At 71.6% G+C, this 25,987-nt stretch carries 23 protein-coding genes; 13 read left to right on the top strand and 10 right to left on the bottom strand.

All coding sequences use genetic code 11. The features are described 5' to 3' along the window. Window positions 1-60: 60 nt before the first annotated feature. Complete coding sequence (locus HD596_RS45040; RefSeq protein WP_185075478.1) at window positions 61-324, top strand: hypothetical protein; 264 nt, start codon at window positions 61-63, stop codon at window positions 322-324. Window positions 325-1,384: 1,060 nt separating this feature from the next. Here HD596_RS45040 and HD596_RS45035 read toward each other — a convergent pair. Then, complete coding sequence (locus HD596_RS45035) at window positions 1,385-2,287, bottom strand: LysR family transcriptional regulator (RefSeq protein ID WP_185075477.1); 903 nt, start codon at window positions 2,285-2,287, stop codon at window positions 1,385-1,387. Window positions 2,288-2,473: 186 nt separating this feature from the next. Between HD596_RS45035 and HD596_RS45030 the strand changes: the two genes are divergently transcribed. The 4 genes from HD596_RS45030 to HD596_RS45020 all read left to right on the top strand — a co-directional run bounded on the left by HD596_RS45030 (window position 2,474) and on the right by HD596_RS45020 (window position 4,558). After that, window positions 2,474-2,779, top strand: a complete 306-nt coding sequence (locus HD596_RS45030; protein WP_185075476.1) for a DUF1330 domain-containing protein — start codon at window positions 2,474-2,476, stop codon at window positions 2,777-2,779. 514 nt (window positions 2,780-3,293) lie between these two features. Beyond that, window positions 3,294-3,503 (top strand): hypothetical protein, encoded by a 210-nt coding sequence (locus HD596_RS60890; RefSeq protein ID WP_221519865.1) that lies wholly within the window; start codon window positions 3,294-3,296, stop codon window positions 3,501-3,503. Between the two features lie 138 nt (window positions 3,504-3,641). Beyond that, window positions 3,642-4,229, top strand: coding sequence for a tyrosine-type recombinase/integrase (locus HD596_RS60885; RefSeq protein ID WP_221519864.1), 588 nt, complete (start codon window positions 3,642-3,644; stop codon window positions 4,227-4,229). Next, on the top strand, window positions 4,226-4,558 hold the full coding sequence (locus HD596_RS45020) for a helix-turn-helix domain-containing protein (RefSeq protein ID WP_185075475.1): 333 nt from the start codon (window positions 4,226-4,228) through the stop codon (window positions 4,556-4,558). The genes HD596_RS60885 and HD596_RS45020 overlap by 4 nt, the downstream gene beginning before the upstream one ends. Window positions 4,559-5,025: 467 nt before the next feature. On the opposite strand, the gene HD596_RS45015 is transcribed toward HD596_RS45020, so the two are convergent. Both HD596_RS45015 and HD596_RS45010 read right to left on the bottom strand, forming a co-directional pair. Further along, a complete protein-coding gene (locus tag HD596_RS45015) occupies window positions 5,026-5,985 on the bottom strand; it encodes a phosphotransferase family protein (RefSeq protein WP_185075474.1) in 960 nt (319 codons plus the stop codon). Between the two features lie 885 nt (window positions 5,986-6,870). Then, window positions 6,871-7,167 carry a hypothetical protein gene (locus HD596_RS45010; protein ID WP_185075473.1) on the bottom strand — a complete coding sequence of 99 codons (297 nt, stop codon included), beginning with the start codon at window positions 7,165-7,167 and terminating at the stop codon, window positions 6,871-6,873. On the opposite strand from HD596_RS45010, the gene HD596_RS45005 reads away from it, so the two are divergent. Further along, window positions 7,166-7,321, top strand: a complete 156-nt coding sequence (locus tag HD596_RS45005; RefSeq protein ID WP_185075472.1) for a hypothetical protein — start codon at window positions 7,166-7,168, stop codon at window positions 7,319-7,321. The genes HD596_RS45010 and HD596_RS45005 overlap by 2 nt on opposite strands. Window positions 7,322-7,781: 460 nt before the next feature. Continuing rightward, window positions 7,782-7,904 carry a trafficking protein particle complex II-specific subunit 120 gene (locus HD596_RS62835; protein ID WP_246555321.1) on the top strand — a complete coding sequence of 41 codons (123 nt, stop codon included), beginning with the start codon at window positions 7,782-7,784 and terminating at the stop codon, window positions 7,902-7,904. A 43-nt stretch (window positions 7,905-7,947) separates the two neighbouring features. Here HD596_RS62835 and HD596_RS45000 read toward each other — a convergent pair whose 3' ends face one another. The 6 genes from HD596_RS45000 to HD596_RS44975 form a co-directional block, all read right to left on the bottom strand. Continuing rightward, complete coding sequence (locus tag HD596_RS45000) at window positions 7,948-9,774, bottom strand: rhamnogalacturonan lyase (protein ID WP_185075471.1); 1,827 nt, start codon at window positions 9,772-9,774, stop codon at window positions 7,948-7,950. A 231-nt stretch (window positions 9,775-10,005) separates the two neighbouring features. Next, entirely contained in the window at window positions 10,006-11,022 is a 1,017-nt protein-coding gene (locus tag HD596_RS44995) for an aminotransferase class V-fold PLP-dependent enzyme (RefSeq protein ID WP_185075470.1), read from the bottom strand. Between the two features lie 47 nt (window positions 11,023-11,069). Further along, window positions 11,070-12,638: a protein kinase domain-containing protein gene (locus HD596_RS44990; protein ID WP_185075469.1), complete on the bottom strand. Its 1,569-nt coding sequence runs from the start codon at window positions 12,636-12,638 to the stop codon at window positions 11,070-11,072. Beyond that, window positions 12,635-13,969, bottom strand: coding sequence for a protein kinase domain-containing protein (locus tag HD596_RS44985; protein WP_185075468.1), 1,335 nt, complete (start codon window positions 13,967-13,969; stop codon window positions 12,635-12,637). Before HD596_RS44985 ends, HD596_RS44990 begins: the two co-directional genes overlap by 4 nt. Continuing rightward, window positions 13,966-15,621, bottom strand: a complete 1,656-nt coding sequence (locus HD596_RS44980) for a serine/threonine-protein kinase (RefSeq protein ID WP_185075467.1) — start codon at window positions 15,619-15,621, stop codon at window positions 13,966-13,968. Before HD596_RS44980 ends, HD596_RS44985 begins: the two co-directional genes overlap by 4 nt. 1 nt (window position 15,622) lies before the next feature. Next, a complete protein-coding gene (locus HD596_RS44975; RefSeq protein WP_185075466.1) occupies window positions 15,623-17,170 on the bottom strand; it encodes a serine/threonine-protein kinase in 1,548 nt (515 codons plus the stop codon). Between the two features lie 96 nt (window positions 17,171-17,266). On the opposite strand from HD596_RS44975, the gene HD596_RS44970 reads away from it, so the two are divergent. The 4 genes from HD596_RS44970 to HD596_RS44955 all read left to right on the top strand — a co-directional run bounded on the left by HD596_RS44970 (window position 17,267) and on the right by HD596_RS44955 (window position 21,267). Continuing rightward, window positions 17,267-18,265, top strand: coding sequence for an ArsR/SmtB family transcription factor (locus tag HD596_RS44970; RefSeq protein WP_221519863.1), 999 nt, complete (start codon window positions 17,267-17,269; stop codon window positions 18,263-18,265). 162 nt (window positions 18,266-18,427) lie between these two features. After that, a complete protein-coding gene (locus tag HD596_RS44965; protein ID WP_185075465.1) occupies window positions 18,428-18,865 on the top strand; it encodes an NUDIX domain-containing protein in 438 nt (145 codons plus the stop codon). A gap of 97 nt (window positions 18,866-18,962) precedes the next feature. Further along, window positions 18,963-20,075, top strand: coding sequence for an ABC transporter substrate-binding protein (locus HD596_RS44960; protein ID WP_185075464.1), 1,113 nt, complete (start codon window positions 18,963-18,965; stop codon window positions 20,073-20,075). Between the two features lie 49 nt (window positions 20,076-20,124). After that, window positions 20,125-21,267, top strand: a complete 1,143-nt coding sequence (locus HD596_RS44955; protein WP_185075463.1) for an NAD(P)/FAD-dependent oxidoreductase — start codon at window positions 20,125-20,127, stop codon at window positions 21,265-21,267. A gap of 13 nt (window positions 21,268-21,280) precedes the next feature. On the opposite strand, the gene HD596_RS44950 is transcribed toward HD596_RS44955, so the two are convergent. Beyond that, window positions 21,281-22,483 (bottom strand): erythromycin esterase family protein, encoded by a 1,203-nt coding sequence (locus HD596_RS44950; protein ID WP_185075462.1) that lies wholly within the window; start codon window positions 22,481-22,483, stop codon window positions 21,281-21,283. A 42-nt stretch (window positions 22,484-22,525) separates the two neighbouring features. On the opposite strand from HD596_RS44950, the gene HD596_RS44945 reads away from it, so the two are divergent. Beyond that, window positions 22,526-23,266: a TioE family transcriptional regulator gene (locus HD596_RS44945; protein ID WP_185075461.1), complete on the top strand. Its 741-nt coding sequence runs from the start codon at window positions 22,526-22,528 to the stop codon at window positions 23,264-23,266. Between the two features lie 31 nt (window positions 23,267-23,297). Continuing rightward, the gene (rph, locus tag HD596_RS44940; RefSeq protein ID WP_246555320.1) at window positions 23,298-25,952 is read left to right on the top strand and encodes a rifamycin-inactivating phosphotransferase; all 2,655 of its coding nucleotides are present in this window, start codon (window positions 23,298-23,300) and stop codon (window positions 25,950-25,952) included. Window positions 25,953-25,987: the final 35 nt, after the last annotated feature.

Below are 25,987 nucleotides of genomic sequence, written 5' to 3'. Positions count from 1 at the left end.
GCGGAGGCGTACCTGCTTGAGAACAACCGGCTCACCGAGCGCGGCGGCTGGGAAGAGCGGATGCTCGCCGACCTGCGCGACGCCGACCCGGACCTGCTGCTCGCGACCGGTTACATCGATGACGACCTGAACGACCTCGCCGACGCCATCGCAGGAACGGACGGCAGCGACCGCGCGGAGGCGCTGCCCGACCCGGGCGACGCCGACGAGGACGTACGCCCGGAGGTGTGGGGCATCATCGTCACCTGCGACAACGAGGAGGAGCAGACCCGCCTCCTGGAACGCCTGGCTGACGAGGGATGGCAGCTCCGGGCCCTTATGTAATTCTGCGGGCTTCAGTAACACGGACTCGTGCCCGCGCCCGCACTGCGGGATAGTTTTCCAGGAAGGTCTCGATGGTCTGGAAACCGATCCGAAGAATCAACTTAAGATCGATTAGCATGACACACCCCAACGCGTGTCCACTTCCGTGGGGGAAGGCCCAACGACCTGCCCGAGCATCTGAGACAAGCGGCTGCTGCTCGAACAGTGGCAGCAGAGGACAAAGCTCGACGAGCCCTGCGGCGCCTGGCCGCAGCGCGCGAGCCCGTTAGCTTCACTGCCGTCGCCAAAGCTGCGGGCGTGAGCACCGACTTCCTCTATCGTCACCCACGCTACGTGCGCAGATAGAACGGCAACGAGCCAAATCCCGCAGCATAGCGCGTCCCCCGGCAGATGATGAGCCCGTCGCCTCGTCCTCGGCCGCTGTGAGAGTGCTCGCGCGCAAGCTGGAGGAAGACGAGGCGCTCGGCGTCACGAGGTTGCGGAACTCCGCAGAGCATTGGAAGTGGCTCAGGGGGAGAACCTGGAGTTGCGCCGCCGTCTTGAGCGATACGAGCGAGCCAGCATGAGTGATCTCGGTCGCGAGAACTGTCAATGGGGGCGGCCGGCATACGCCAGAAAGGGATCGCCGGGCCGTGTTTTATCTGGTCGGAGCGGTGATGCAACGACGCCCGAGCGTTGGCTCGGGTGTCGGTGGTGCTGGGGTGGGTCCAGTTGGTGAGGCGGTGTCTTCGATCCCAGCTATCGAGAAGTCCAGTGCGGCCGACGCCTTGCCGACTCTGCGCCGTTGACGGCGGGCGTTCCCGCCGGTTACCCGTGCTTGTCCGGTTCAGCGTCGGCGAAGGCGCGGTATCCGCCGAGATCTCGGGCTGGGCGAGGACGTCGCCGCAGTGTACGACTCGGACCGGACCTGGGGCCATCATCGGATGCTGATCCGCCGGCGTAGCGAGTCGTGTCGGACATTCAGCAAGACCGCCGTCGTCGTCATCACCGCGAAGTCCGCCGGGCACAAGGTCTTCGGCCTCGCCACCGCAGGCGTCCGTCTCGCTTGACCTCTTGCGCGTCAGTCCGGCAGCCAGTGCAGCTCGTGCGCCAGGGTGTTGGCGATGGCACGGATGCGGCGGTGTAGTGGCGACGGCTCGAGTGGGAGGACCAGGTGGATCGTCAGGCTGGGCGCGCCCCGCAGCGGTCGCCAGGTGAGACCGGCCGGTTGTGCCGTGACCGCAGCTTCTCCGGCCGGGGCGAGGGTGACGCCGTCGCGCAGGTGGCTCTGAGACATGTCGACAGAGACTGCGGGCGTGTGGAATCGGGGGTGTGGTCGGGTGTCTCGGAACAGTGCGGACAGCTGATCGTGGATCACGGGGTTGGCCGCACGGTCCGGGAGTCGCAGCGGATACGCGGCCGCGTCGGCGATCTCGATCTCCGGGTGTTCGGCCAGCGGGTGGTGCTGCGCCAGCTGGATCCCGACGCGCTCACGCCGCAGCAGGAACCGGCGCACGCCACGGCCCGGCTGTTCACCGCGGGTGATCCCGGCATCGATGCGGCCGTCGGCGACCGCGGGGGAGATCTCCGGTGTCGCCATCGGGACCGCGCCGACCTCGAGTCCGCTGTTGTCGCGAATCAGCCTGTCCACCAGGGCCGGTGCCGTCTCGGCCCCGGTGCTGAGGCTGTATCCGATGCGCAGCGTGCCCAGTTCACCGGCCGCCGCGCGCCGGGCGGTGTCCCATGCCCGGTCCAGCGCCGCCAGCGCGGGTGGCGCGGACTCCGCCAAAGCCGCACCGGCCGTGGTCAATACGACGCTACGCGTGTTGCGGACCAGCAGGGCCGTACCGAGTTCCGCCTCCAATCGGCGCATCCGGGCGCTGAGTGCGGGCTGTGCGATACCGATCCGTGCGGCCGCGCGGGTGAAGTTCAACTCCTGCGCCAGCACCAGGAAGTACCGCAGGCTCACCGTATCCGGTGCCACGTGCCCCCCTGCCGATTGATAACGATCCGTTCTGAGCCTATCTCGTACCGATCTTTCCCCCGACCGCACATCAAGCCCTAACCTGCGCATATGACGATTCAACTGACCGCAGTACCGGTCGCTGGGATCGATCAATCTGAGTGTCAATTCGAAGTCGGACGTGTCCGGCCGAACACAGGAGTTTCCATGGCTAAGGGCTACTGGGTCAGTGTCTACCCCGCCATTTCCGACCCTGAGAGGCTGACTGCCTACGACAAGCTGGCCGGTCCGGCGGTCCAGGCTGGGGGCGGGCGCAACCTGGCCCTCCTCCCGTCCCGTGGCGGTCGAGTCGTCGCCCACGAGGCCGGAATCACGCAGCGCGTCGTTCTGATCGAGTTCGACAGCTTTGAACAGGCCGTCGCGGCATACGAGAGCGAGGCATACCAGAAGGCGCTGGTGGCCCTCCCCGACGGCTTCGAGCGCGACTTCCGCATCATCGAAGGCATCGACTGACCGGCGGGAACGCCCGCCGTCAGGCGTCCATGGCGTCGGTCAATGGTTAACGCCAACCACTGTTCCATTGCTCCAAGCGCACGCTATTGCAGCGGATGAAATCTCCGACCACTTCACACAGGCTGTTGGGCCGTAGAGAGATGCTGGCCTGCTGCTCGGATCCGTCGGGATGGCGGAGGCGAGATCAAGTTAGCAGCCGTCGCCAGCTTATCGCGATAGGGCTCTCATCTGCGGATTTGCCAAGCGATTACATTTGATGAAAGATCCTTTCGTTTGATGTAATCGGTTGAAGGGTGGCGGAGAGTGAGCCGGGACGGGATGGCGCCGGGCGCTGCAGGCCTGTATCTGGGCGGTGGGGCGGTGTTGCTCCGGCCTGAGGAACAGGTGGCCGAGGCGATGCTGGAGGGCTGGCGAAATCAGCAGCTGGCCCGGAACCTGGCGTTCTCCACGATCGAGGGCCGAGAGAACGCGGTGAAGGCGTTCTCCCGCCACGCTGTGCGTTCCGTGGCAGTGGATGCCGCAGATGGTGGACGAGTGGCTGGGCGACCTGCGAGCGATCCGGCATCTGCGGCACTCGACGCTGCGGAACTACGCCGAGGCGTTCCGGTCGTTCTGCGCTTTCCTCACCGATCCGGCCTATGGGTGGGCGGCCGAGTGCGAGCGGCGGTTCGGGTCACATCCGATCCAGGTCTGCCACGAGTGGAACACCGCAGTCCACCTCTAGGACAACGAGGCCGACCCAGCCAGACGGGCGTTCACCCGCGATGAGCTCCAGGCGTTCTTCGACTACGCCGCCGACCAGGTCCACCGGGTCAGTGGCGCCGGACGCAAGGGCTGGCTGCCGGCATTCCGGGACGCGACGTTGTTCAAGACCGCCTACGCCTACGGGCTGCGCCGCCGCGAAGACCGGATGCTGGACCTGGTCGACTTCGGGCCCAACCCGCACGCGCCGATCTTCGGAGACTTCGGCGTCTGCTACGTCCGCTGGGGCAAGGCGATGAAAGGCTCACCGCCCAAGCGCCGCAGCGTCCTGACGGTCGGCCCGCGCGACGGGATCGGCGGGATGGACTGGATCGTCGACATCCTCGACCAGTGGGTCACCGAAGTCCGGCCTGGGTTCGCCCAGGCGGCCGTCTCACCGGCGTTCTGGCCTTCCGAGCGCAGCCCACGGATCGGGTTCTCCCAGATCAACACCCGCTTCGCCACCTACCGCGACGCACTCGGCCTCGACCCGGGCCTGGACTTCCACTCCTTTCGCCGCTCCTACGTCACCCACCTCATCGAGGACGGCTGGGACCCCCGATTCGTCCAGGAGCAAGTCGGCCACGAGCACGCCTCCACCACCTCGATCTACACCTGCGTCTCCTCCGTCTTCCGTACCCGCACCCTGCGCCAAGCGATGGAATCGACCCTGAATGCCGCCCTCGCCACCGGACGGAAGAACCGATGAAACGCCAGGTCAGCTACCAGTGGCGGCTCCGCGAGACCATGGCCGCGCACGGCATGTTCACCGCCACCGACCTCGCCCAGCCTCTCGCCGACCGCGGCATCACCCTGTCATCGGTCCAGATCTGGCGGCTGGTCACCCAGACCCCCGAACGGCTCTCCATGCCGGTCCTCGCCGCACTCTGCGACATCTTCGGTTGCACCCCCGCCGACCTCATCGCCACCAAAGCCGAAAACGCCGCACCCCGCCGCACCGCCACCGGCGACACCGGCCCGGCAACCCAGATCGCGCCGATCAGACCCAAGCGCGCCCGGATCCGCCCCGACCAATGAGCCCCCTCTCCCCAGAGCGCTACGAGCGCAATCACATCCGCGACTGCGCCCGCTGCGGCCGCCGCGCCGCCAAAGCCGCAAACTGGTCTGACGGGCCGATCTGCCGGACCTGCCTGCACAAGGCCGAGAACACACACGGCACCTGCCCCACCTGCAGCACCGACCGTCTCCTGCCCGGCCGCAGGGATAACGGCGAGGCGATCTGCCGGGACTGCGCCGGCATCACCCGCTCGTTCTCCTGCTCTCGCTGCAGACATGAAGGCCAGCTCTATACAGGTCGTCTCTGCACCAGATGCACCCTGACCGACCTGATCCACACCGTCTTCGACGACGGCACGGGCTCCATCAGCCCAGCCTTGCGCCCGCTCGCCGATCGGCTGATCGCCTCACCCAACCCCAAATCCACCTGGATGTGGTTGCGGCGCCCCTACGTTCGGGACCTCCTCAGCAATCTCGCAGATGGCGGCTCAGCCCAGCGCGTCCATCAGGGCGGTGACATAGGCATCCAGTCGCTCCTCCACGGCTCGCGTCGTCAGCTCTGTCCTGCCTGCCTCCCGCCATGGCTGCGACACTAACTGTACTTCTTCTGAGCAGGCCAGCCCGTCCCGCACCTGCCAGTACAGCCGCTCGCTCGCGGCCGCGGCCAGCACCCCGCCAGCCTCCTCGTACGCCTCAGCGAACCGCAGGCCCCACGCCGGTCCGTGCAGCAGCGCGAGATTGGTGGAGCAGTGTGCGACATCGAGGTCTGCCGGGCCCCAACAAGTCCCTGCCCAATCGACGACGCCGGTGATCCGGGCACCCGTCGGCGTTGAGGGCGGCACGTCGAACAGCACGTTGCCGGGTTGGAAGTCCCGGTGCAGGAATCGCCCTTCATAGGACGGCGCGGGCTTGCGGATCACGTCGATCGCCGCGGCCCATGCCTCCGCGTCGGCGCCCTTCGGAACCACGACGGTGTCGGCGGTCGTCAGCGTCACATACTTCCGGGGCCGCTCGGCGGGCCGCAGCGCATGGATCGCCACGAGTTGACGGGCCAGCAGAGGGACGCGCGTTTCCAATCCCTCATCGTCGAGGACCGTCCGGCCCGTCAGATGTGTCATCAAGAGCGATGGATACTCGCAATGCGCGGCGGTCGGATCCACCGCGACCAGCCCAGGAGCCGGCACGCCGGTCCCCGTGAGCAGGGACAGAGCGCCGGCCTCCCCGTTCAGTCCGTCCTCGGCGCCCCTCACGTAGAACGGGTCGACGAAGCTCCGCAGCACCAGGTCACGGGTGCCTCCGTCCCGCGTGCCGATGGTCAGCCTCCGCATCTCGGCAGTGATGCCGCCGTGCAGCGCCTCGGTTTTGAGGATCCGTTCGCCGACCTCCAGGTGCCGACTCACCCAAGCCAGTGTTAACGGTCGGACAGCCGCCTCATCGTGGTTGATCACCGTGCCACTTCATCATCCCGACGGTGGCACGCGCCAAGGCTTTTTGGAGGCGATGGCCGCGCTGCTCAAGCCCCGCGCCCGGCGCGCGTTCCAGACAACCGGGGCGGTGGCTGAGCCGCCGGTGCTCATCCCGTCATGTTGACCAGCGCTTCCTCTGTCACGTCAGCTTTCGGGGTGGGTGGCGCCCCGGTCAGATCAAAGCTGCACGTGTCCTCCAGGCCCCACACCCGTCATGGCCAGGGCCATCGGCTTCCACGACAACACCACACCCGAGTCGCTGCTGACGCAGGGGACACCTGGAACCGCTACGCCCCGAATGGCCACTCACGGTGAACGTCCTCAGCGCGACCAGCTCGAATACAGACCACTTGATCAACGACTCCTACCAGTCCCGAGGCCGGATCATGCAGATCAAGAGCGATGCGGTGCCCAGAGTCGGCAAGGCGTCGGCCGCACTGGACTTCTCGATAGCTGGGATCGAAGACACCGCCTCACCAACTGAACCCACCCAGCACCACCGACACCCGAGCCAACGCTCGGGCGTCGTTGCATCACCGCTCCGACCAGATAAAACACGGCCCGGCGATCCCCTTCTGGCGTATGCCGGCCGCCCCCCTCAACCACGCAGGTTCGAGGCGGTGGAGGGTGACCGCGAACCGGCCGCGGAGACGCGGAAGAATCCGCTGGCGCGAGCGCGGCGAAATCATGCGTAACCGTGCGGCCTCAGCTCGCTGTTCAGCGAGGTGAGCGCGGCCCCACTCCTCATGCATGAAATACAGAAGCCTCTCCTCAGAGGTCTTCGGGGAACGCGTGGTAGAAGATGAAGACCGGGCGTGTGTCCGGCGAATCCTCTCTCGATTCGACACGCGCTTTGGTCAGCTCGCGTCACGGCTCCAACACAGCATTGAGCTGGTCGGCCAGTTGCGCGAGCTCATCCTTGGTGAGCCGTAGGTGGCGGCTGCTTCCAAACCCCGCATGGCGCCATTCTTCGGGAAGCGTCATGTGAGTGCGTTCATAGTCGCGCAGTCGCTCGAACTGGTCGATTACCCACTGTGAAGCCCACGCCTGCACCACGGCTCTGGCTTCCGTAGCCTCGAAGTCCTTGTCCAATATCAACCCGCCCGTACCTGCCCGCACCCAGCGAAACCCGACGAAGTCGAGCACGGTCGTGTTGCCGGGCATGACCAAGAAGAAGCTTGTGCCGTGGACGCAGGAGAGGGTGCACGCCATGGGCGAGGTGCTGCCTGGGCGGTTCCAGGCCATAGTGGACGCCGGCCTCGGCCTGCGCCAGGGCGAGATCCTGGCCTTCTCCCTGACTGGCTCCACGACGGCGTGACGATCCAGCGGCAGATCAAGGGATTGAAGGGCAAGCTCTTCTTCGCGCCGCCGAAGTTCAACAAGACCCGAGAGGAGCCATCTGCGGCACAGAGCGCTCGAAGAGGCCGGCATCGTTCCACCGCTTCCCGAGCGGCTCCGCATCGCTGCGGGCGCGACCCCGGAGGAGGCGAAGCAGATCGTCGCCCTTATCGACAGCGAGTCCCGCCCGCGATCCCTCAGGGCATACGTGAGCCGCATGCCGGACAATCAGGTGGCTGCAATCCTGGCGCGGATCCGTAGCGGCCAGGCCATCACCGGTCTGACTATTCAGCGCGACGCGCCTCCCGACGCGCTGAGGTGGCCCCGCGAGGAGAACCGCGGGGCCGCCTTCCGTGAGCGCGGCATGCACGCGATGCGGCACCACTTCGCGAGCCTGCTCTTGAACCGAGGGCGAGAGCCCGAAGGCGGTCGCCGAGTGGGTGGGACACACTGACGGCGGTGTGCTGCTCCTGAAGACCTACGCGCACCTGATGGAGAAGAGCGAGCAGCGGATGCGCAAGGTCATCGACCGTGCGCTCCGGGCGGTCCGCCTCCATGGCTGACGGCCCACAGACGGCCCAGGAGATCAACTGGTGATAGCCAGGATCAGCGGACGTAGATGTTCGGCCTGGGTGGGGTGGGCATGCCGTCGCCGATGAAGAAGCTCGTGTGCGGCGGCTGGTTGTAAGCGGTGTTCTGCCACGCGACCGAAACCCGGTAGAGCGGATCGTGCATGAGGGTGTAGATGCGGCGGTCGGTGGGCGTGGTCGTGGCGTGGATCCGCAGCGCGCGGTTGTCGCTGGTGGGCCAGATGACCTCTTCGCGCCAGTCGCCGAACAGGTCCGCCGACAGCGACGGGGTGGCCTTGGTGCCGTTGTTGGAGTGCACGCCGGAGGCGGTCAGCAGGCGGGTGTCGCCGCTGGTGCCGTACTTGTCGATCCTGGTCTGGTCGAGCAGCTCCCGCAGCGGGTCGGCGTCCCACCAGATGAGGAAGTTGACCGAGGACGGCTTGCGGCCGGCGTTGTTGCCGGTGACGCTGCGCAGGTTCGCGTCGGCGGCGGACCAGAACTCGCTGGCGACCCTGACCGTCGAGATGTCGCCGGCCACGCCGCGGCCGTTGTCGCCGTTGGCGGGGGTGGACCAGAGGATCTGGCCGGTGCGCGGGTCGATGTAGAGCGAGGACGGCTGGGAGCCCGACTCGCTCACCTTGAAGTACTCCAGGCCCGCCCTGGCCGGGTCGAAGTCGCCCAGGTGCTGGGCGTCGCCGTGGCCGGTGCCGGTGGTCCACATGCCGGTGCCGTTGTCGTTGACGGCCATGGCGCCGTACACGATCTCGTCCCTGCCGTCCTGGTCGACGTCGCCGACGGACAGGCTGTGGCTGCCCTGGCCGGTCCACTGGGAGCCCGCCGAGTTGCTGTCGAACGTCCAGCGCTTGGTGAGCGTGCCGTTGCGGAAGTCCCAGGCGGCGATGACGGAACGGGTGTAGTAGCCGCGGGCCATGATCAGCGAGGGGCGTTCGCCGTCCAGGTACGCGGTGCCGGCCAGGAAGCGGTCCACCCGGTTGCCGTACGAGTCGCCCCAGCTCGACACGGTGCCCCGGGGCGGGTCGTAGGAGACCGTGGACCTGGCGGCGCCGCTCTGGCCGTCGAACATCGTCAGGTACTCGGGGCCGGACAGGACGTAGCCGCTGGAGTTGCGGTAGTCGGCCGACGCGTTGCCGATGACGGTGCCGACGCCGTCCCTGGTGCCGTCGGCGGTCTTCATCGCGACCTCGGCCCGGCCGTCGCCGTCGTAGTCGTACACCTGGAACTGGGTGTAGTGGGCGCCCGCGCGGATGTTGCGGCCCAGGTCGATGCGCCACAGGCGGGTGCCGTCCAGCCGGTACGCGTCCACGTACACGTTGCCGGTGTAGCCGGACTGGGAGTTGTCCTTGGCGTTGGACGGGTCCCACTTGAGCACGATCTCGTACCGGCCGTCGCCGTCCACGTCGCCCACGCTGGCGTCGTTGGCGCTGTAGGTGTAGGCGACGCCGTCGGGTGTCGTGCCGCCGGACGGCGGCTGGATCGGCACGTCGAGGTACGAGCCGCCGGTGAAGCGGAGCGAGGCGGGCGAGGCGGCCTGCTCGGTCCCGCCGACCACCGCCCTGACCGTGTACGAGGCGTCGGCGGCGGCGCCGTTGTCGAGGTAGTTGGTGGAGGCGGTGAGGTTCGTGGCGACCCTGGTGGAGCCCCGGTACACGTTGAAGGCGACGCCGTCGGGGTCGGTGCCCAGCAGCCGCCACGACACGAGGTTGCCCGAACCGGACCGGACGCTGACCAGGCCGCGGTCGAGGTCCTCCATCTGTTTCGTGGGCGGGGCGGCCTGGGCGGGGACGCCGCTGATCGTCGTAGCCAGGGCGAGGACCGCCGCCGCGCCGGCCAGTCGTAAGCGCATGCGTTCTTTCCCTTCGTGGTAAGCGCTTTCCCGATGGGCGAAAAAGAAAGTTTCATCGGGGTGTTAGCGTTAACGGACGCAGGCCGGGACCGCGGATGTCAGGGACGAATGTCAGACCTGCGGAAATGGCCACAATGTCTCCTCATCGGCCCACGGGGTCGCCGCGTCCGCGGCCCGGCGTATTAAAGCGGCCCCGTCTGCCGGCCGCAAGGGCCCGCTGTCAGGGCCGAGTCAGGTGAGGGCGTCCAGCGCGCGGTCGACGTCGTCGGCGGTGGTGTAGACGTGGAAGCTGGCCCGAACCTTGCCCGCCCGCACCGCCGCGCGGATGCCGGCCGCCTCAAGGCGCTCGCCGGGGGCGTCCACGGAGACGATGGCCGAGTCGGACGGTTCGAGGCCGAGCCCGGCCCTGAAGCGGTTGGCGAGGGCGACGTTGTGGTCGCGGATCCGCTCGACGCCGAGCTCGTCGAGCAGCTCGATGGCCGGGGCGGCGCCGACGTAGGAGAACCAGGCCGGCGACAGGTCGAACGCGCGGGCGTCCGGCGCGAGCCGCAGCGGCGGGCCGTAGTAGGAGCCGCCCTCGTCGGCCCCGGCGTACCAGTTGGCGGCCAGCGGGCGCATGCGCTCGCGCAGGCGGGGCGACAGGTAGCCGAACGCGGCCCCGCGCGGCGCCATCAGCCACTTGTACGCGGCACAGGCCAGCGCGTCGATGCCCTCGACACCGACCGGCAGCCAGCCGCACGCCTGGGAGGCGTCGGCGATGACCAGCGCGTCGTGGGCCCGCGCGGCGGCCACGATGTCCTGGAGCGGGGCGACGTACCCCGTGGCGGACTGCACGAGGCTGAAGGCGACGGCGGCGGTGGAGCCGGTGACGGCGTCGGCCAGCCGGTCGGCGGGCACGGTCTCGACCTCGGCGGCCACCGCCCACGGGAACAGGTTGCTGGTGAACTCGATCTCCGGCACCACCACGCGCGCCCCCGGCGGCAGCGCGGTGGTGACCGTGGACATGATCTGGGAGACGGTGGAGCTGACGGTGACGTCGGTGACGGGCGCGCCGATGAGGCGGGCGAAGGCGGCGCGCGAACGGCCCACCGAGGCGTCCCACGGTTTCCAGTCGCCGCTGCCGTGCCGCCATTCGGTCAGGACGGCCTGGAGCTCTTCGAAGGCGTGGCGAGGGGGCAGGCCGTAGGAGGCGGTGTTGAGCCAGCCGGGGTCGGCGTCCCAGAGCTCGCGCGCCGAGGAGATGTCCATGGGGCCAGCCTAAGGTCGCCGGTACGGGGGCCGCCCTGGGGCGCTCGTCAGCCGGGGCGTTTCAGCAGGCGGTCGATGACCAGGCGGGTGACCTTCTCGGCGTTCCCGGCGATGGAGCCGTCCGGGTCGACGCCCACCGAGCGGCCGTACTCGACCGTCCCCCGGAGGTTGCCCAGCCGGAACTCGTACGTCACCTTGTACCGTCTCAAGCCGCGCGTCGCGGTGTCGGTGTAGGTGAACGCGTCGTGAGCCAGGCCGTCGACCTCGCGGTAGTTCGTGTGCAGCCGGGAGGCGACCCTTTTGGAGAGGTCGAACGTGGCGTCCGACATCGCCGCGCTGTCCAGCGTGTCCAGCGTTATCGACAGCTCGCCGCGCTTGGCCTCCGGGACCGCGTAGTCGCTCTTCCACGAGCACGAGGTGAAGGCGCCCTTGACGTACGTGAACGGTTCGCCCGCCGAGGGGGCGAGCTCCCGTACGAGGTCGTCGGAGACCAGCGTGCACGGTTTGAGAGGTTTGGTGAACGGCGGGAGGTCGTCCGGCACGGGCGCGGCGGCCGGGCCCGTGCCGGAGGCGGCGGCCGGGGGCGCCGCGGTGGTGCCGACGGGGACGAGCAGCGCGAGGCCCGCGCCCAGGACCGCGGCGGCGGCCACGGCGGGGACGAGGGTGGCCGGCTTGAGGCGCCGCGAGCGTTTGGGCGGGGCCGGGGGAGGGGCGGGGGCGTCGGCGGGGATGGGCCGGCCGACGATCTCGACGCCGCCGACCGTGACGGTCACGACCTCGAAGGCGGGCCGCGCCGCGACCTCCCGCAGGACCGCGTGGACCGCGGCCGCGTCGGGGCGGCGGGCCGGGTCGGGGTCGAGGAGGTCGCGCAGGAGGGCGGTGAACGGGTCCTTCGCCTCGATCGCGATCCCCTGCCGAACGGCCTCCACGGTGGCGGCGGGTGTGGCCCGGACGAACGGCGGCCTGCCGAGCGCCGCGGTGTAGAGGATCGCACCGAGCGCCCACAGGTCGGCGGCGGGTCCGGGTTCGGCGGCTGGTTCTGGGGTGGCCTCGTTCCGGTCGGGTGGCTGCGGGGGGTGGGTGGCTTTGGCGTCGTCGGGGGTGAGCTCCGGTGCGGTGAAGCCGGGCAGCCTGGCGGTCGTCTCCTCGGCGAGGGCCGGGATGGCGAAGTCGTTCAGCACCACGTGGCCGCCCGGGGCCAGCAGGACGTTGCCCGGGTGCAGGTTGCCGTGGGTGACGCCGTGCCGGTGCGCGTACGCGAGGGCGTCCAGCACGCGCAGCCCGATGGCGGCGGCCGCGGCCGGGCCGAGGGCGGCACGCTGGTGGAGCTCGGCGCGCAGGGACCAGCCGTTGACGACCGGGGAGAGGATCCACACCTCGGTGCCGACGCCGACGACCTCGTAGACCGGATGGATCGACGGGTGCCGCAGCCCTCCGGCGGCCATGGCCTGCCGCCGTACCTCGTCGAAGTCGAAGTCGAAGTCGGACCGGCCCTCCGGCAGCGGCAGGCGCTTGGCCGCCACCTCCATGCCGGTGCGGCGGTCGAACACCCGCAGAGCGCGGCCGGGCGCGCCCTGGGCGAGGGGGCCGATCGGGTGGAAGCGTTCGCCGGTCAAGAGTTCCCCTGGAGTCTGGCGGCGGTGGTGCGCGCGGCGCGCATGGCGGTGTCCCGCATCTCGGAGGTGACCGCGGAGCCGTTCCCCATCACCGACACCTCGATCACCATCGTGCGGACCCGCAGCCAGACGTTGCTGCTCACGCTGGACAGGATGCCCACGGTGGTGTCCTGGGAGAAGCACTCGTCGCCGAGGCCGGGCACGTTCTTGACGGGGGTGGTGACCGCGCGCTCCACCTTCGAGGTGCCGGTCTGCGACTGCCGGCGTTTGCGGAGGGCGTCGAACACCTTGCGCGCGGTCTCCACGTTCCGCTGGGTCTTGATCGTGACGCCGGCGCCGTCCACGGTGACGGAGCACGTGGACGACCTGCTCGGCACCACCCGCTCCGTGGGGACGACCACCGCGCACGGGTCGGGGGAGGGGTCCGCCGCCGCGGTCCGGGACCGGCTCGGGGTCGGAGTGGCGGGGGTGGTGGCGGCGGTCGAGTCGCGTGTCGCGGTGCCGGGCCCGGCGACGGCGAGGGCCGCCACGGCGGCGACGAGCGCGGTCGCTGCGGTGACGGAGATCCAGAGCGTACGGCGCCCGCTCGTGGAGCCGACCTCGGTGGGCACGGTGTGCACCTCGGCCGCGACGACCGCCGCATGGGCCGCCGCCTCGGCGAGGACGGCACGGACCTCCGCCCCGTCGCGCGCCCGGGCGAGCGCGGCCCGTAACGCGGCCGCCTCCCGCAGCCGGGGAAGGAGCGCTGGGGAGGCGGCCGCGTGGTCCGGGTGGGGCGTGGAGCCTCCGTCCAGGGCGAACACGAGGGTGCTGACGAGCATGCGCACATCGACGGCGGGGGTGGCGTCCGGCGTGGCGGTGCCGAGGCCCGCGAGGAGGGTCTCGCCGGTGGCGGCGATGAGGACGTTGCCCGGTGTGACCGCGCCGTGCGCGTGCCCGTGCGCGTGGACGACGGCCAGCGCGTCGAGCAGTCGCAGCCCCATCGCGGCGACCCGGCCCGGCTCCAGCGGCCCCTCGGCGGCGGTGACCCGGTCGAGCGAGCCGCCCCGGATGAGGTCCATGACGACCCAGGGCTGAGGGCCGGCGGCGAGGACGTCGTGGACGGTGACGAGCCCGGGATGGTTCAGCGACGCCGCGAACCTGGCACCGGCCAGCACCCGCTCCCGCTCACCCGCCCCCGAGCTCGGCAGCCCGCCTGTCGCGGTGGTGAGGGGGATTCGCCTGACCGCCACGTCGCGGTGCAGCACCTCGTCCCTGGCCAGCCAGGTGCCGCCGCCCGGGCCGAGCGGCTCGACCAGGGTGTAGCGTCCCGCCAGTACGGTGCCCCTCATCGCGTCAGCGCCTCGACGACCGAGCGGGCCGCGGCACCCGCCTGCCCGGGCAGAGCGGGGTCCTGGGCGACCTCGCGCCGCAGCGTCAGCTTGGCCACCAGGTTGCTCACCCGGAAGACGATCGCGACCTCGGTCTGCGGCCGGCGGTCGCCGGTGACGGTCCACGTCATCGCCTCGTCGCCGAGCCCCTTGAGGTCGGTGATCTCGGAGGTCTTGCCCACGGAGGAGTACTTCCTGCTCCGTTCGGCCTCCTCCCGCCGCGAGTCGAAGTCGTCGGCGGCCAGCGCGATCTCCGCGTGGGTGCCGGTCGGCTCCTGCATCTCCAGTTCGAGCCGCAGCGACCGGGACTCCTTGGCCAGGCTCTGGTGCCAGGTGCATTCGGCGTTCTCCCTCGGCATGATCAACGCCTTCGGGACGGCCTGGGCGGCCTGCTCCGGGGTGAGGAGGCCGCACGCGCGCGGCAGGGTGGCGAACCGTCCCGCCGCGGCCGTCGCCGACGGTGCGGCGGCGACGGACGCGGGGGCTCTGCCGAGTTGGGGTACGACGACCGCACCCGCGCCCACCAGGGCCGCGACGGCCAGTGCGGCCAACGCGACCGGCAGCCGCACCCCGGGCGGGGTGGCCCGCGGCGGTTCGGGAAGTACGGCTGTAGCGGCCGGCCCCTGCACGACCGCCTCCAGCCAGCCCCGGAGCCGGTCGGCACCGGGACGCTTGTGGGGATCCTTGTCCAGCGCGGCGGCCAGCACCGGCCACAGCACGCTCCCCGAGGGGGCGGGCGGCTCGGTGAGGACGGCGCTCAGCGTGGCGACGGCGCTGTCCCTGGCGAACGGGCCGCGCCCTTCGACGGCGGTGTAGAGGGTGGCCGCCAGCGACCACAGATCCGAGGCCGGTCCCGCGGCCCCCGACCAGGCCTCCGAGCCGGCCCCCCCGGCCCGCGCCGACGCCGGGCCGGTCGGCTGGATCGCGGTCCGGTCCGTAGGATCCGTCCCCGTCGGGTCGGTGGGTTGGACGGCCGTGCCGTCCACGGTGCCGTGGCCAGTCGGGCCCGTGGGGTGGACGAGCGCGTGGGCGGGGCCGGTCGGGTCCGGGGGGTGGACGAGGGCGGGGGCGTGCAGGCATTCGGGGGCCGTGTAGCCCGGGGTGCCGACCGGGGTGCCGGGCAGGCCGCCGACCAGGGTCGCGATGCCGAAGTCCGTCAGCACCACGCGCCCGTCCCCCGCCAGCAGCACGTTGGCGGGCTTGACGTCCCGATGCAGCACCCCCGCCGCGTGCGTGGCCGCCAGCGCGGAGAGCACCCGCAGCCCGATCTCGGCCGCACGGCGCGCCGGCAGCGGCCCGTTCTCGCGCATGACCTGCTCCAGGGACGGCCCGTGGACCAGCTCCATCACGATCGCCGGATCCCCGTCCTCGACGATCAGATCGTGCACGGCCACGATCGAGGGATGCCGCAGCGCGGCGGCCGTCCTCGCCTCGGCCAGCGCGCGGTCGCACAGCGCGGCCCGGGACGCGGCGTCCAGCCCCGGGGCCAGCCGCACCCGCTTGACCGCGACCTCCCGCCCGAGGCTCTCGTCGCGGGCGCGCCAGACGACGCCCATGCCGCCCTCGCCGACGGGTTCGATGAGCCGGTACCTGCCTCCGATCAGCGGCGTCATGTCACCCCCGCCTGCTCAGCGCGGCGGCTGTCAGCTTGGCGGCCCGCAGCGCGGCCGAGCGCACCCGCGCCGCCTCCGTGCCGTCGAAGTCGACGTACTGGACCTCCACCACCATGTTGCTGACCCGGAACACGACGTTGGACCTCACCATGGTCCCCGACTTCCGCTCGGAGACGTCGTACTGGAACGCCTCCTCACCGACCCCGGCGACCGGCGCGGCGGCGGTGGACGTGGTGCCGATCGGCCACTGCATCCCGACGGCGCCCCACTGCCACACCCCGCCGTCGGACCCGTCGGCGTTGACGGTCCGCTTGTTGAGGAACTCCTCGTGCGCCTCCACGGGGAGGGCCTCCCAGTAGTCCTTGTTCTGGGCCTTCGTGGGCTCGACCAAGAGCCCGACCTTCCGTTTCGTCCAGGCGCAGCCGTCGTCCGAGTGGTCGCGCTTCAGCTCGCGCCCGTACGCCGTCTGCTTGACCTGCGCGCCGGTGAGCAGCGTGCAGAAGTCGACCGGCACTGTGAACCTGCCCTTGGACGGCGGGCTGGAGGTCAGGGGAGGCGGGGCGGCCGCGTGGCGCGGTGGCGGCGGGTCAGGGGCGTCGTCGCGGGCGACGCCGTACCAGGCGAGGGTGCCGACGACGGCGAGCCCGGCGACGGCGGCGGCCACCGGGACGGCCCTGCCGAGGTGCGGGCGCGGACGCCGGGGACGGCCCACGGCAGCCGGTACGCCGGAGGCGGCCGCCTCCAGCCACCGGCCCGCCAGCGCGGGATCCGGGCGGTCGGCGGCCTCGCGCGACAACATGCGCAGCAGCACCGGCCCCAGCACCGGCCCCGCCTGCGCGGACGGCGACGGATCCTCGGTGAGCACCCGGTGCAGCGTCGCCAGCGGTGACGCGGTGTGGAACGGCGAGGTGCCCTCCACCGCCGTGTACAGCGTGGCGGCCAGCGACCACAGGTCCGACAGCGGCCCGCCGCGCTCGCCCCGCAACCGCTCGGGCGCGATGAACCCCGGCGAGCCGATCAGCAGCCCCGACTGCGTGATGGTGACCTGGCCGTCGATCCTGGCGATGCCGAAGTCCGTCAGCACCGCCCGGCCGTCGTCGCACAGGAACACGTTGCCGGGCTTGACGTCGCGGTGCTGGATGCCCTGCCGGTGCGCGACCGACAGGGCCGTCAGCAGGTCGGCGCCGAGCCGGGCCGCCCGCCGCGGCGCCCACGGGCCGTCGTCGCGGATCGAGTCCTGCAGCGTACGCCCCCGCAGCAGCTCCATGACGATCCACGGGCGGCCGTCCTCGGAGAAGACGTCGTGGACGGTGGCGATGCCCGGATGGCTCAGCCGCGCCGCCGCGTACGCCTCGCGCACCGTGCGCTCGCACAGCTCGGCGCGCTCCTCCGCCGCGATGTCAGGAGAGAGCAGCACCTCCTTGACCGCCACCTCGCGGTCGAGTGTCTCGTCACGGGCGAGCCAGACGGTGCCCATGCCGCCTCGGCCGAGGGCCCGGATCAGCCGGTAGCGCCCGGACAAGAGGGATTCGGGGGGATTGTCGATCATCGTTGGTCACATGGTGGTCGTTGGTACGATGCCTCGGCCAGACCCTTTGCAGCCTAGTGAGAACAGGCTGCTCGCCGGCGTCGGAGAAGAGGGTTCGTGGGGCTGCTGCGCATTCATTTCACGGCGGACGACGTGGCGCGCACGACGGTGGCCGCGGGCGCGGACCCGTTGTGGGAGGTCGTGCTCAGCAGGTTCCGGCTGCAGGACAGGGACAAGGCGCCCGCCTTCCGGCCCTGGGAGCGCGCCCTGCGCGAGAGCCCGGCCAGGCTGTCCGGGATGGCCTCCGGCCTGCGCTGGCTGACCGCGCTGGCGCCCGAGGCGCCGTACTTCCCCGACTTCCTCACGCCGGCGGCGGCCCGCGACGGCCTGGAGGCCGGGCTCGACGCGCTGCGCGCCACCCCGAGCCCCCGGTTCCGCCACGAGCTGGCGCTACTTGCCCGGCACACGCCCATCCCCGCCTGGCTGGGCGCGCTCGCCGACCGCCCGTCCGCGCCCGTGGCCGAGCTGGCCACCGCCCTGGCCGGCTACCACGCGGCGGCCATCGCCCCGTACCAGGACCTCATCCAGCCCGCGGTGGAGGCCGACCGGGCCTGGCGCGCCGGACACCTGCTCAACTCCGGCGTGGAGGGCCTGCTGAGCAGCATGAAGCCGATGCTGCGCTGGCGGTGGCCGGTGCTGGAGGTCGACTACAGCGTGGACCGGGAGCTGCACCTGCGCGGCCGGGGGCTGACGCTGGTGCCGTCCTTCTTCTGCCGCCGCGTACCGGTCTCGCTGGCCGACCCCGACCTGCCGCCGGTGCTGATCTATCCCATCGACGCGGCGTTCCGGTGGCAGCCGGGCGAGCGGACGCCGGGCTCCGTGGTGGCGCTGATGGGCGCCACCCGCGCGGCCGTCCTGCAGGCCGCCGACGGCGGGGCCACCACCACGGAGCTGGCGCGGCGGGCGGGCGTGTCGCTGGCGGCGGCCAGCCGGCACGCCAAGGTGCTGCGGGAGGCCGGCCTGATCAGGAGCGTGCGCCGGGGCCCCGCCGTGCTCAACCTGCTGACCCCGCTGGGCAGCGGCCTGCTCGGGTCCTTGCCACCGGCCTCGAAATAGCTTCGAGGCCGGTGCGGTACGGCTGGCGCTCGACCACGCCGAGCACGCGATGTTCGGCGTGGGCCCCGCATGACCAGCGGCCGCGCGACCGGCGGTCCGCGCTCTCCCGCGTGCCCGTGGCAGCCCATCGCCATGCCACCTGCTGGGGGATAGATTGCCGACGTGAAGGTACGTGTCACGGGCGTGGTCGTCGAGGACGACCGGATCCTGCTGCTGGACCAGGACGCCGACACCGGCCGCTCCTGGTCGTTGCCGGGCGGGAAGGTCGAGCCCGGCGAGCCCATCGGCGACGCCCTGGTGCGGGAGATGCGCGAGGAGACCGGCATCGACGTGGAGGCGGGCCGGCTCCTGTACGTGTGCGACCACCTGCCCGGTGGCGATACCCACGTCGTGCACCTGACGTTCGAGGCCACCCGGGTCGGCGGCAGGGTGGGCGCGGTCGCCGAGGGCGCCGACACCACGCCGATCCGTGGCGTCCGGTTCGTGCCACTGACCGACCTGCCGGCGATCGGCTTCTCCCCGCGTTTCGTGGAGCTGGCTCAGGCCGGATGGCCCGGCGCAGGCTCCTACATGGGCGCCAAGTCGAACATCGGCCTGTGACCGTGTGAACGCCGCCACCAGACGGCCGTCCGGCACGCCCAGCTAGGCCCGATCCAGGCATACTGCAAGCGAATCACCACACGGGAGACGCCAACGCATGAATGCGCCACCATCGCCGCCCCGAGCGGAGCGGGCTGACGGGTCGTCCGTCCGGATCGGCGCTCTCGTTCCGCTGACCAGGCCGGGCTGGGTCGAGGCGGGCCGGCACCTGCTCGCCGGACTGGAGCTGGCCGTTGGTGAAGTCAATGACGCCGGCGGGATCGCCGGAAGACCGCTCGAACTGCTCGTCCGGGACACCGCGGCTGATCCGCAGCGGGCCGCGGCGGCCGTGGAAGAACTGGCCGGCCTGGGCGTGGCCGCCCTGGCGGGGGAGTACCACAGCGTCGTCGCCCGCGCCGCCGCCGCCAGGGCCGACGCCCTCGGCCTGCCGTTCCTGTGCTCCTCGGCCGTTCTCGACACGCTCACCGAACAGCCGACGCCATGGGTCGCGCGCCTGGCCCCGGCGCAGTCCCACGGCTGGCGGATCTACGCGGACTTCCTCCTCGGCGCGGGCCACAGCCGCATCGCCGTGGCGGCCCAGCCGAGTGTCTACTGGGCGTCCGGCACCCGCATCCTGCGGGACCACCTCGCGCCACGCGGCGGCACCGTCATCGAACTCGACATGAGCGCACTCGCACCCGCGGCCGTGTGCGACGAACTCGCCGGCAGTCGCGCGACGGCCCTCCTTCTCCTGGTCGGCCACCCGGAGCCGGCCGTGCCGATCGTCACGTCCGTCCGCCGCGACCGGCGCCTCGCCGAGATCATGATCGGCGCTCCGGCCGGGCAGCCGGAGTTCGCCGAATGGGCCAGGCTGCTGGGCGAGGACGGCGCCGCGATCCCGTTCCTGCGCTACCTGCCCGAGCGCCTCAGCCCGCTCGGCGCGCGCGTCGAGGCGGCCCTGCGCGAGCGGCTGGCCGAAGCGCCCTCCTTCGTCGCCTTCGAGGGCTACGACACGGTCGCCGTCCTGGCCGAGGTGCTGCGTTCGCACGGCGCGGACCGGGCGCGCACCGCCGAAGCCTGGTCGCGCGTCGCGGTCGAAGGGACCCGCGGGCAGATCCGGTTCTCCCGAACGCCGGGCATCAGCGTGTGGCAATGGGCCTGGACGCCGGTCCAGGTCGTCGATCGAGATCCGGCGGAACCCGATCGCTTCCGGGTCCTTCACGCCGGCTGAGAGAGCACGTACGGGTACATCCACCCTGACGCAAGCGGAAGGAGTCGGCGTGCGAGTCGTGGTCATCGGTGCGGGGGTGGTCGGGGCGGCGGTCGCGGCGGGGCTCACCCGGCGCGGCGCGCAGGTCACCGTCCTGGAGGCGCGTACTCCGGGATCCGGTACGACCTCCACGTCCCTGGCGTGGGTCAACGCCAACAACAAGACGCCCAAGGAGTACTTCGAGCTCAACCAGGCCGCCGTCCGGGCGCATCACCGGCTGCCCGGCGACTGGTTCTTCCCCACGGGCAACCTCGAGTGCGCGGTCTCCGACGAGCACAAGGAGCTCCTGGAGGCCCGCGTACGGCGGCTGATCGGCATGGGCTACCCGGTCGAGCGGATCACCGCCGGGCGCGCCCGCACCCTGGAGCCCGACCTGGTGCCGCAGCCTCCCGGCACCGAGTACGTGTTCTTCCCCACGGAGGCGCACGTGCACCCGCTGCGGCTGCTCGGGCGCCTGCTCGGCGAGGCCCGCGACGCCGGGGCCGCGCTCGCGTGCGGGGCCGAGGTGACCGCGATCGAGACCTCGCCGTCGGGCGTCAAGGTGACGGCGGCCGACGGGCGGGCCTTCGACGGCGATGTGGTGGTCACCTGCGCCGGGCGCTGGACGCAGGGGGTGGCGGCGCTGGCCGGGGCCGAGGTGCCCATGCTCGACCCGGCCGTGTCCGGCGCGGTCACCAATGGTTTCCTCCTCACCACGTCCCCGGTGCCCGCCCGCCTGTCCCGCGTGCTCCACTCCGACGGGCTCAACCTGCGGCCGGACGGGGGCGGGCGGCTGCTGCTGCAGTCGCTGCCGCTGGACGGGCGGGCGGACCCGGCCGTCCCGGTGCCCGGCGACGTCCTGGACGCGATCCTGGCCCTGATGTCGCGCGTGCTGCGGGCCGTGGACGGGGCCACGGTGGAGCGGGCGGTGGTGGGCCGGCGGGCGATGCCGGGGGACGGGCTCACGGTGGCGGGGTTCGCGGACGCGGAGCGGCGCGTGTACACGGTGGCCACGCACAGCGGGGTCACGCTGGCGCCGCTGCTCATGGAGGAGGTGGCGGGGGAGGTGTACGGCGAGGAGTCACCGTTGCTGGCGCCGTTCCGCCCGTCCCGCTTCGCCGACGGCACCGCCGGGCCCGCCCCTCCCCCGGCTCGGCGGCCGGGGCAGCAGTGACTCCCCGCGGCCGTTACTCGGCCGGTGGAATGGTCCTGAGGAAGAGGATGCCGTCGGTCGTGTGCGCCTGGCCGGGGTCCAGGGCGAAGTAGCCGGAGCTGGTGTCGCTCTGGGCAGCCGGCTCGACGCCCTTCAACGCCTCGGCCAGGCGTCTGGAGGCGATCAGATGAGCGCCGGGAGGCAGGGCGGCGTGCAGGACGCCCTCCAGGGTGTCCGGCGGAGCGGCCGCGCCCACGGTCGAGGCGATGAACGCGTACTCCTCGCCCAGTTGCGCCGCGACGATCGCGCCTGCGCTCCACCACTCCAGCAGCAGGTCGCCGCCCTGCCAGCCCGACGTCTGCCAGACGCTCCTGTCCCGCTGGAGGTGCCGGTTGTGGGCGTGGACCAGCGCCGGGCCGTGCAGCGGCGCGAGGGCCAGGAGGTTGTCGGCCATCATCGTGTCCCGCAGCCCCATGAGGCGCCCGACCCGGGCCGGCGACGTGTCCGCCATCCCCGCGTGGTAGCGGAGCAGGCCCGTGGCCGTACGCCCGAACAGGCGGGCCCGCCACCACGCCTCCCGGGAGGTTGCGGCGATCAGGCGCGGTGACTCCGCCATGAGCAGGGCCACCAGGTCGTCCGCCATGAGGCGCAGCTCGACGGCCTCGGGCGAGCGGCCGACGGACCGCGTGGGGTCCATGGTGGCGTCGGGGTCCGTCCACCGGGAGTCGGCGCCGAGCAGCCGGTCGATCACGTCGAGGGGCGGCACGTCGAGGTGGGCGGCGAGATAGCCGTGCAGCCCGGCCAGGGCCTGGCGGGGGCTGCCGGGCCCGGCCAGTTCGAGCGGCCCGTCGAAGCCGAAGAACCGGATCCGCTCGGCCGCGGGCCGGTGCCGGTTGTGCTCCCGCATCCAGCTCACGAGCTCCCGGTTGGCGGCCGAGCCGCCGAGCCCGTGGCTGAAGCCGCGCCGCATGACGTCGTCGAGCGTGCCTGCGCCCTCCGTGACGTACGCGTCCACGACCAGCGCCGCCAGGCAGTCGCTCTCGATCGCGATCGACCGATGGCCCTCGTGCTCCACGAGGTGGCGGAAGACCTCGTTGCGCTGCCGGAGGAACACCTCCTCGCCGTGCGTGGGCTCGCCGAGGGCGAGCAGGCGCGGAGGAGCCGGGAACGACCTGAGCAGCTTCGTGATCGCGGCGCCCTCGAAGGGCCAGCCGGAGTCGGGGATCGCGGAGTCCATGCCTTCAACCGTATCGTTGAACCTTCTGTGTAAACTTTGCCCATGCCCCGCGAGCGACTCCGGCCCGTGGACCTGGCGCGCGAGCACGGCCTGTCCACGCAGGCGATCCGGAACTATGAGGAGGCGGGCATCCTCCCGCCGGCCGCGCGCACCCCCCACGGCTACCGCACCTATACCCCCGTCCACCGGGAGGCCCTGCGCGCCTTCCTCGCCCTGATCCCCGGCCACGGCCACCAGACGGCCACCTCGATCATGCGGGAGGTGAACGGGGGTGCGGTCGAGGAGGCTCTGCGGCTCATCGACGAGAGCCACGCGCAGCTGCTCGACGACCGCCGGACGCTGCTGGCCGTGGAGCGGGCGCTGCGCGACCTGACGGCGGAGGACAAGCCCGCAGTGTCACAGGAGCGGCCCGGCGGCGTCACCTTCATCGGCCCGCTGGCCAGGAGGCTCGGCATCAGGCCCGCGACCCTGCGCAAGTGGGAGCGCGCCGGGCTGGTCGACCCGCGCCGCGACCCTCAAACCGGCTACCGCGTCTACACGGCCGCCGACGTGCGCGACGCCCGGCTGGCCCACCAGCTCAGGCGCGGCGGCTACCTGCTGGAGCAGATCGCCCCGCTGCTCGCCCAGGTGCGCTCCGCCGGGGGGATCGCGCCCCTGGAGGCGACCCTGCGCGACTGGCAGGCCCGGCTGACGGCCCGCGGCCGGGCGATGCTGGCCGGCGCCGCCGGGCTGGACGCGTACCTGAGCCACCCCGGCCGTCCCGGCGCGGTCCCGGAGGATTAAGATACAGGACAGCTCTGTATCCTAATTGGCCATGACAGGCAGACGGGAACACGCCATGGGTGCCTACGTGCTCGGCTTCCACGACATCGACAAGACTCTGCTTCCCCTGGTCGGCGGCAAGGGAGCCAACCTCGGCGAGCTGTCCGCCGTCGACGGGGTGCGGGTGCCGCCGGGCTTCTGCGTCACCACCGAGGCCTACCGCGCGGTCGTCGAGTCGGACGCGACGATCGCCGCGCTGATCGACGGGCTCTCCGGGCTGCGCGCCGACGACCGCGCCGGGATCGCCGAGGCGTCCGCCCGCCTGCGGGAGGCCGTCGAGACGCTGCCCGTGCCGGCCGAGATCGAGGATGACATCCTGCGCCGCCTCGGGGAGCTCGGCGACGTGCCCTGCGCGGTGCGGTCCAGCGCCACCGCCGAGGACCTGCCCTCCAGCTCGTTCGCCGGCCAGCAGGACACGTACCTGAACGTCAGGGGAGCCGCGGCGGTGCTCGCGAGCGTGCGGCGCTGCTGGGCGTCGCTGTTCACCGACCGGGCGGTGGCGTACCGGATCAGGAGCGGCTTCGAGCACCGCGCGGTGCGCGTGTCCGTGGTCGTGCAGCAGATGGTCTTCCCCGACGCCGCGGGCATCATGTTCACCGCCGACCCGGTGACGTGCAACCGGAAGGTGGTCTCGATCGACGCCGGGTTCGGCCTCGGGGAGGCGTTCGTGTCGGGCGTGGCCAACGCCGACAACTACCGCGTGCGCGCGGGCGAGATCATCGCGCGCAACGTCGTCACCCAGGCCATCGAGCTGCGCCCGTCCCCGGACGGCGGCACGGAGGAGCGGGAGATCGAGCCCGCCCGCCGGCACGTCCAGACCCTGAGCGACGAGCAGATCCGCCGCCTCGAACGCCTCGGCCGCCGCATCGAGAGCCACTTCGGCCGCCCGCAGGACATCGAGTGGGGCCTGGCCGGCGGCGAGTTCCAGATCCTGCAGAGCCGCCCGATCACCACCCTCTACCCGGTGCCCGGGACGGCCGACGGCAAGAACCACGTCTTCATGTCCTACGGCCACCGCCAGATGATGACCGACGCCTTCAAGCCCCTGGGCCTGTCGGTGTTCGCGCTCCTGCACGACCGGCTGGGCCGCTCGGCGGGCACGGTGGCCGGCAGCCGGTTCTACAAGGACGTCTCGCCCGAGCTGTCCTCGCCGTGGGCGCGCGCGGTCACCCTCAAGAGCCTCGGCCAGGTGGACGTCCTCATGGCCAACGCCCTGCGCCAGGTCCTGACCAGGAAGGACTTCGTGCGCGACCTGGCCCGCGGCAAGACCTCGATGCTGGACTTCGGCGAGGGCGGGCTGCTGCCGATGGCCCGCCAATATCTGAAGATGTCCGGCAAGGACGACGCCGCGGCCGTGCCCGAGCTGATCGCCGAGAACGAGAGGACGGTCGAAGAGCTGCGACGCGGCATCGCGGGCAAGACGGGGGACGAGCTGTTCGCGTACATCCTGGACGACCACGACGTGCTGGCCCGGCTCACCTTCGACCCGCGCAGCGTGGCGGCGGCCTTCGTCGGCATCCAGGCGGTGAACTGGGTCAACAAGCGCATGAAGGCCTGGCTCGGCGTGCGGAACGCCGCCGACGCCATCGCCCAGTCCGCCGACCACAACGTGGTCGCCGCCATGGGCCTCGACCTGCTGGACGTCGCGGACGCCGTCCGCCCGTACCCGGCGGTGGTCGAACACCTCGAACGCGCCGGCCGCGACACGCTCCTGACCGGGCTCGACGGCCTGGAGGGCGGCCCCGAGGCGCGCCGCGCCCTTGAGGGCTACCTGCGCACGTACGGGATGCACTGCTCGGGCGACATCGACATCACCAGGACCCGGTGGAGCGAGGACCCCACCCAGCTCGTCCCGCTCCTGCTGAGCAACGTCAGGAACTTCGCGCCCGGCGAGCGCGCCCGCAAGGCCGAACGGGGCCGCGCCGAGGCCGAGCGCACCATCGCCGGCCTGCTGGAACGCCTCAGGGCGCTGCCGGGCGGCGAGCGGAAGGCGAAGAAGGCGGCCCGGCAGATGAGCCTCATCCGCCACTTCATCGGCTACCGCGAGTACTCCAAGCACGCCCTGCTCCAGCGGTACGAGCTGTACAAGCGAGCGCTGCTCGCCGAGGCCGCCGACCTCGCCGCCCGCGGGGTGATCAGGGAGCCGCAGGACGTGTTCTTCCTGTCGCTGGAGGAGTTCCGGCAGGTCGTACGGACCGGGCGGCTCGACCCCGCGCTCGTCGACGAGCGGCGGCAGGCGTTCGAGGAGGACCGGAAGCTGACGCCGCCGCGCGTCATCACCTCCGACGGCGAGGTGATCTCCGGCGAGTACGACACCGGCGCCCTGCCCGAGGGCGCCCTGGCGGGCATCGCCGTGTCCTCGGGCGTCGTCGAGGGGCGCGCCCGCGTCGTGCTGAGCATGGACGAGGCGGCGGTCGAGGAGGGCGACATCCTCGTCACCGTCTACACCGACCCGAGCTGGTCGCCGCTGTTCGTCTCGGTCAAGGGCGTCGTGATGGAGGTCGGCGGGGTGATGACGCACGGCGCGGTGGTCGCCAGGGAGTACGGCCTGCCCGCGGTCGTCGGCGTGGAGAACGCCACCCGGCGCATCGAGGACGGCCGCCTCATCCGCGTCAACGGCGCCGAGGGCTACGTCGAGCTGCTCTGACCGGTGCGGCCGCGCCACCGGCGCGGCCGCACGGG

Source organism: Nonomuraea jabiensis (assembly GCF_014204795.1).
In the GTDB taxonomy this organism is placed as follows: Bacteria; Actinomycetota; Actinomycetes; order Streptosporangiales; family Streptosporangiaceae; genus Nonomuraea; species Nonomuraea jabiensis.
The sequence above is the reverse complement of the archived record's forward strand: the minus strand, read 5'-3'. Positions and strand labels throughout refer to the sequence as shown.

Bases quoted from the DNA above. Each gene is read 5' to 3' on its own strand.
- HD596_RS45040 (WP_185075478.1), top strand. From the start codon at position 61: ATGCTCGCCGACCTGCGCGACGCCGACCCGGACCTGCTGCTCGCGACC.
- HD596_RS45030 (WP_185075476.1), top strand. From the start codon at position 2,474: ATGGCTAAGGGCTACTGGGTCAGTGTCTACCCCGCCATTTCCGACCCT.
- HD596_RS60890 (WP_221519865.1), top strand. From the start codon at position 3,294: ATGCCGCAGATGGTGGACGAGTGGCTGGGCGACCTGCGAGCGATCCGG.
- HD596_RS45020 (WP_185075475.1), top strand. From the start codon at position 4,226: ATGAAACGCCAGGTCAGCTACCAGTGGCGGCTCCGCGAGACCATGGCC.
- HD596_RS45005 (WP_185075472.1), top strand. From the start codon at position 7,166: ATGACCAAGAAGAAGCTTGTGCCGTGGACGCAGGAGAGGGTGCACGCC.
- HD596_RS45010 (WP_185075473.1), bottom strand. From the start codon at position 7,167: ATGCCCGGCAACACGACCGTGCTCGACTTCGTCGGGTTTCGCTGGGTG.
- HD596_RS45000 (WP_185075471.1), bottom strand. From the start codon at position 9,774: ATGCGCTTACGACTGGCCGGCGCGGCGGCGGTCCTCGCCCTGGCTACG.
- HD596_RS44995 (WP_185075470.1), bottom strand. From the start codon at position 11,022: ATGGACATCTCCTCGGCGCGCGAGCTCTGGGACGCCGACCCCGGCTGG.
- HD596_RS44985 (WP_185075468.1), bottom strand. From the start codon at position 13,969: ATGAGGGGCACCGTACTGGCGGGACGCTACACCCTGGTCGAGCCGCTC.
- HD596_RS44980 (WP_185075467.1), bottom strand. From the start codon at position 15,621: ATGACGCCGCTGATCGGAGGCAGGTACCGGCTCATCGAACCCGTCGGC.
- HD596_RS44975 (WP_185075466.1), bottom strand. From the start codon at position 17,170: ATGATCGACAATCCCCCCGAATCCCTCTTGTCCGGGCGCTACCGGCTG.
- HD596_RS44960 (WP_185075464.1), top strand. From the start codon at position 18,963: ATGAATGCGCCACCATCGCCGCCCCGAGCGGAGCGGGCTGACGGGTCG.
- HD596_RS44950 (WP_185075462.1), bottom strand. From the start codon at position 22,483: ATGGACTCCGCGATCCCCGACTCCGGCTGGCCCTTCGAGGGCGCCGCG.
- HD596_RS44945 (WP_185075461.1), top strand. From the start codon at position 22,526: ATGCCCCGCGAGCGACTCCGGCCCGTGGACCTGGCGCGCGAGCACGGC.
- rph (WP_246555320.1), top strand. From the start codon at position 23,298: ATGACAGGCAGACGGGAACACGCCATGGGTGCCTACGTGCTCGGCTTC.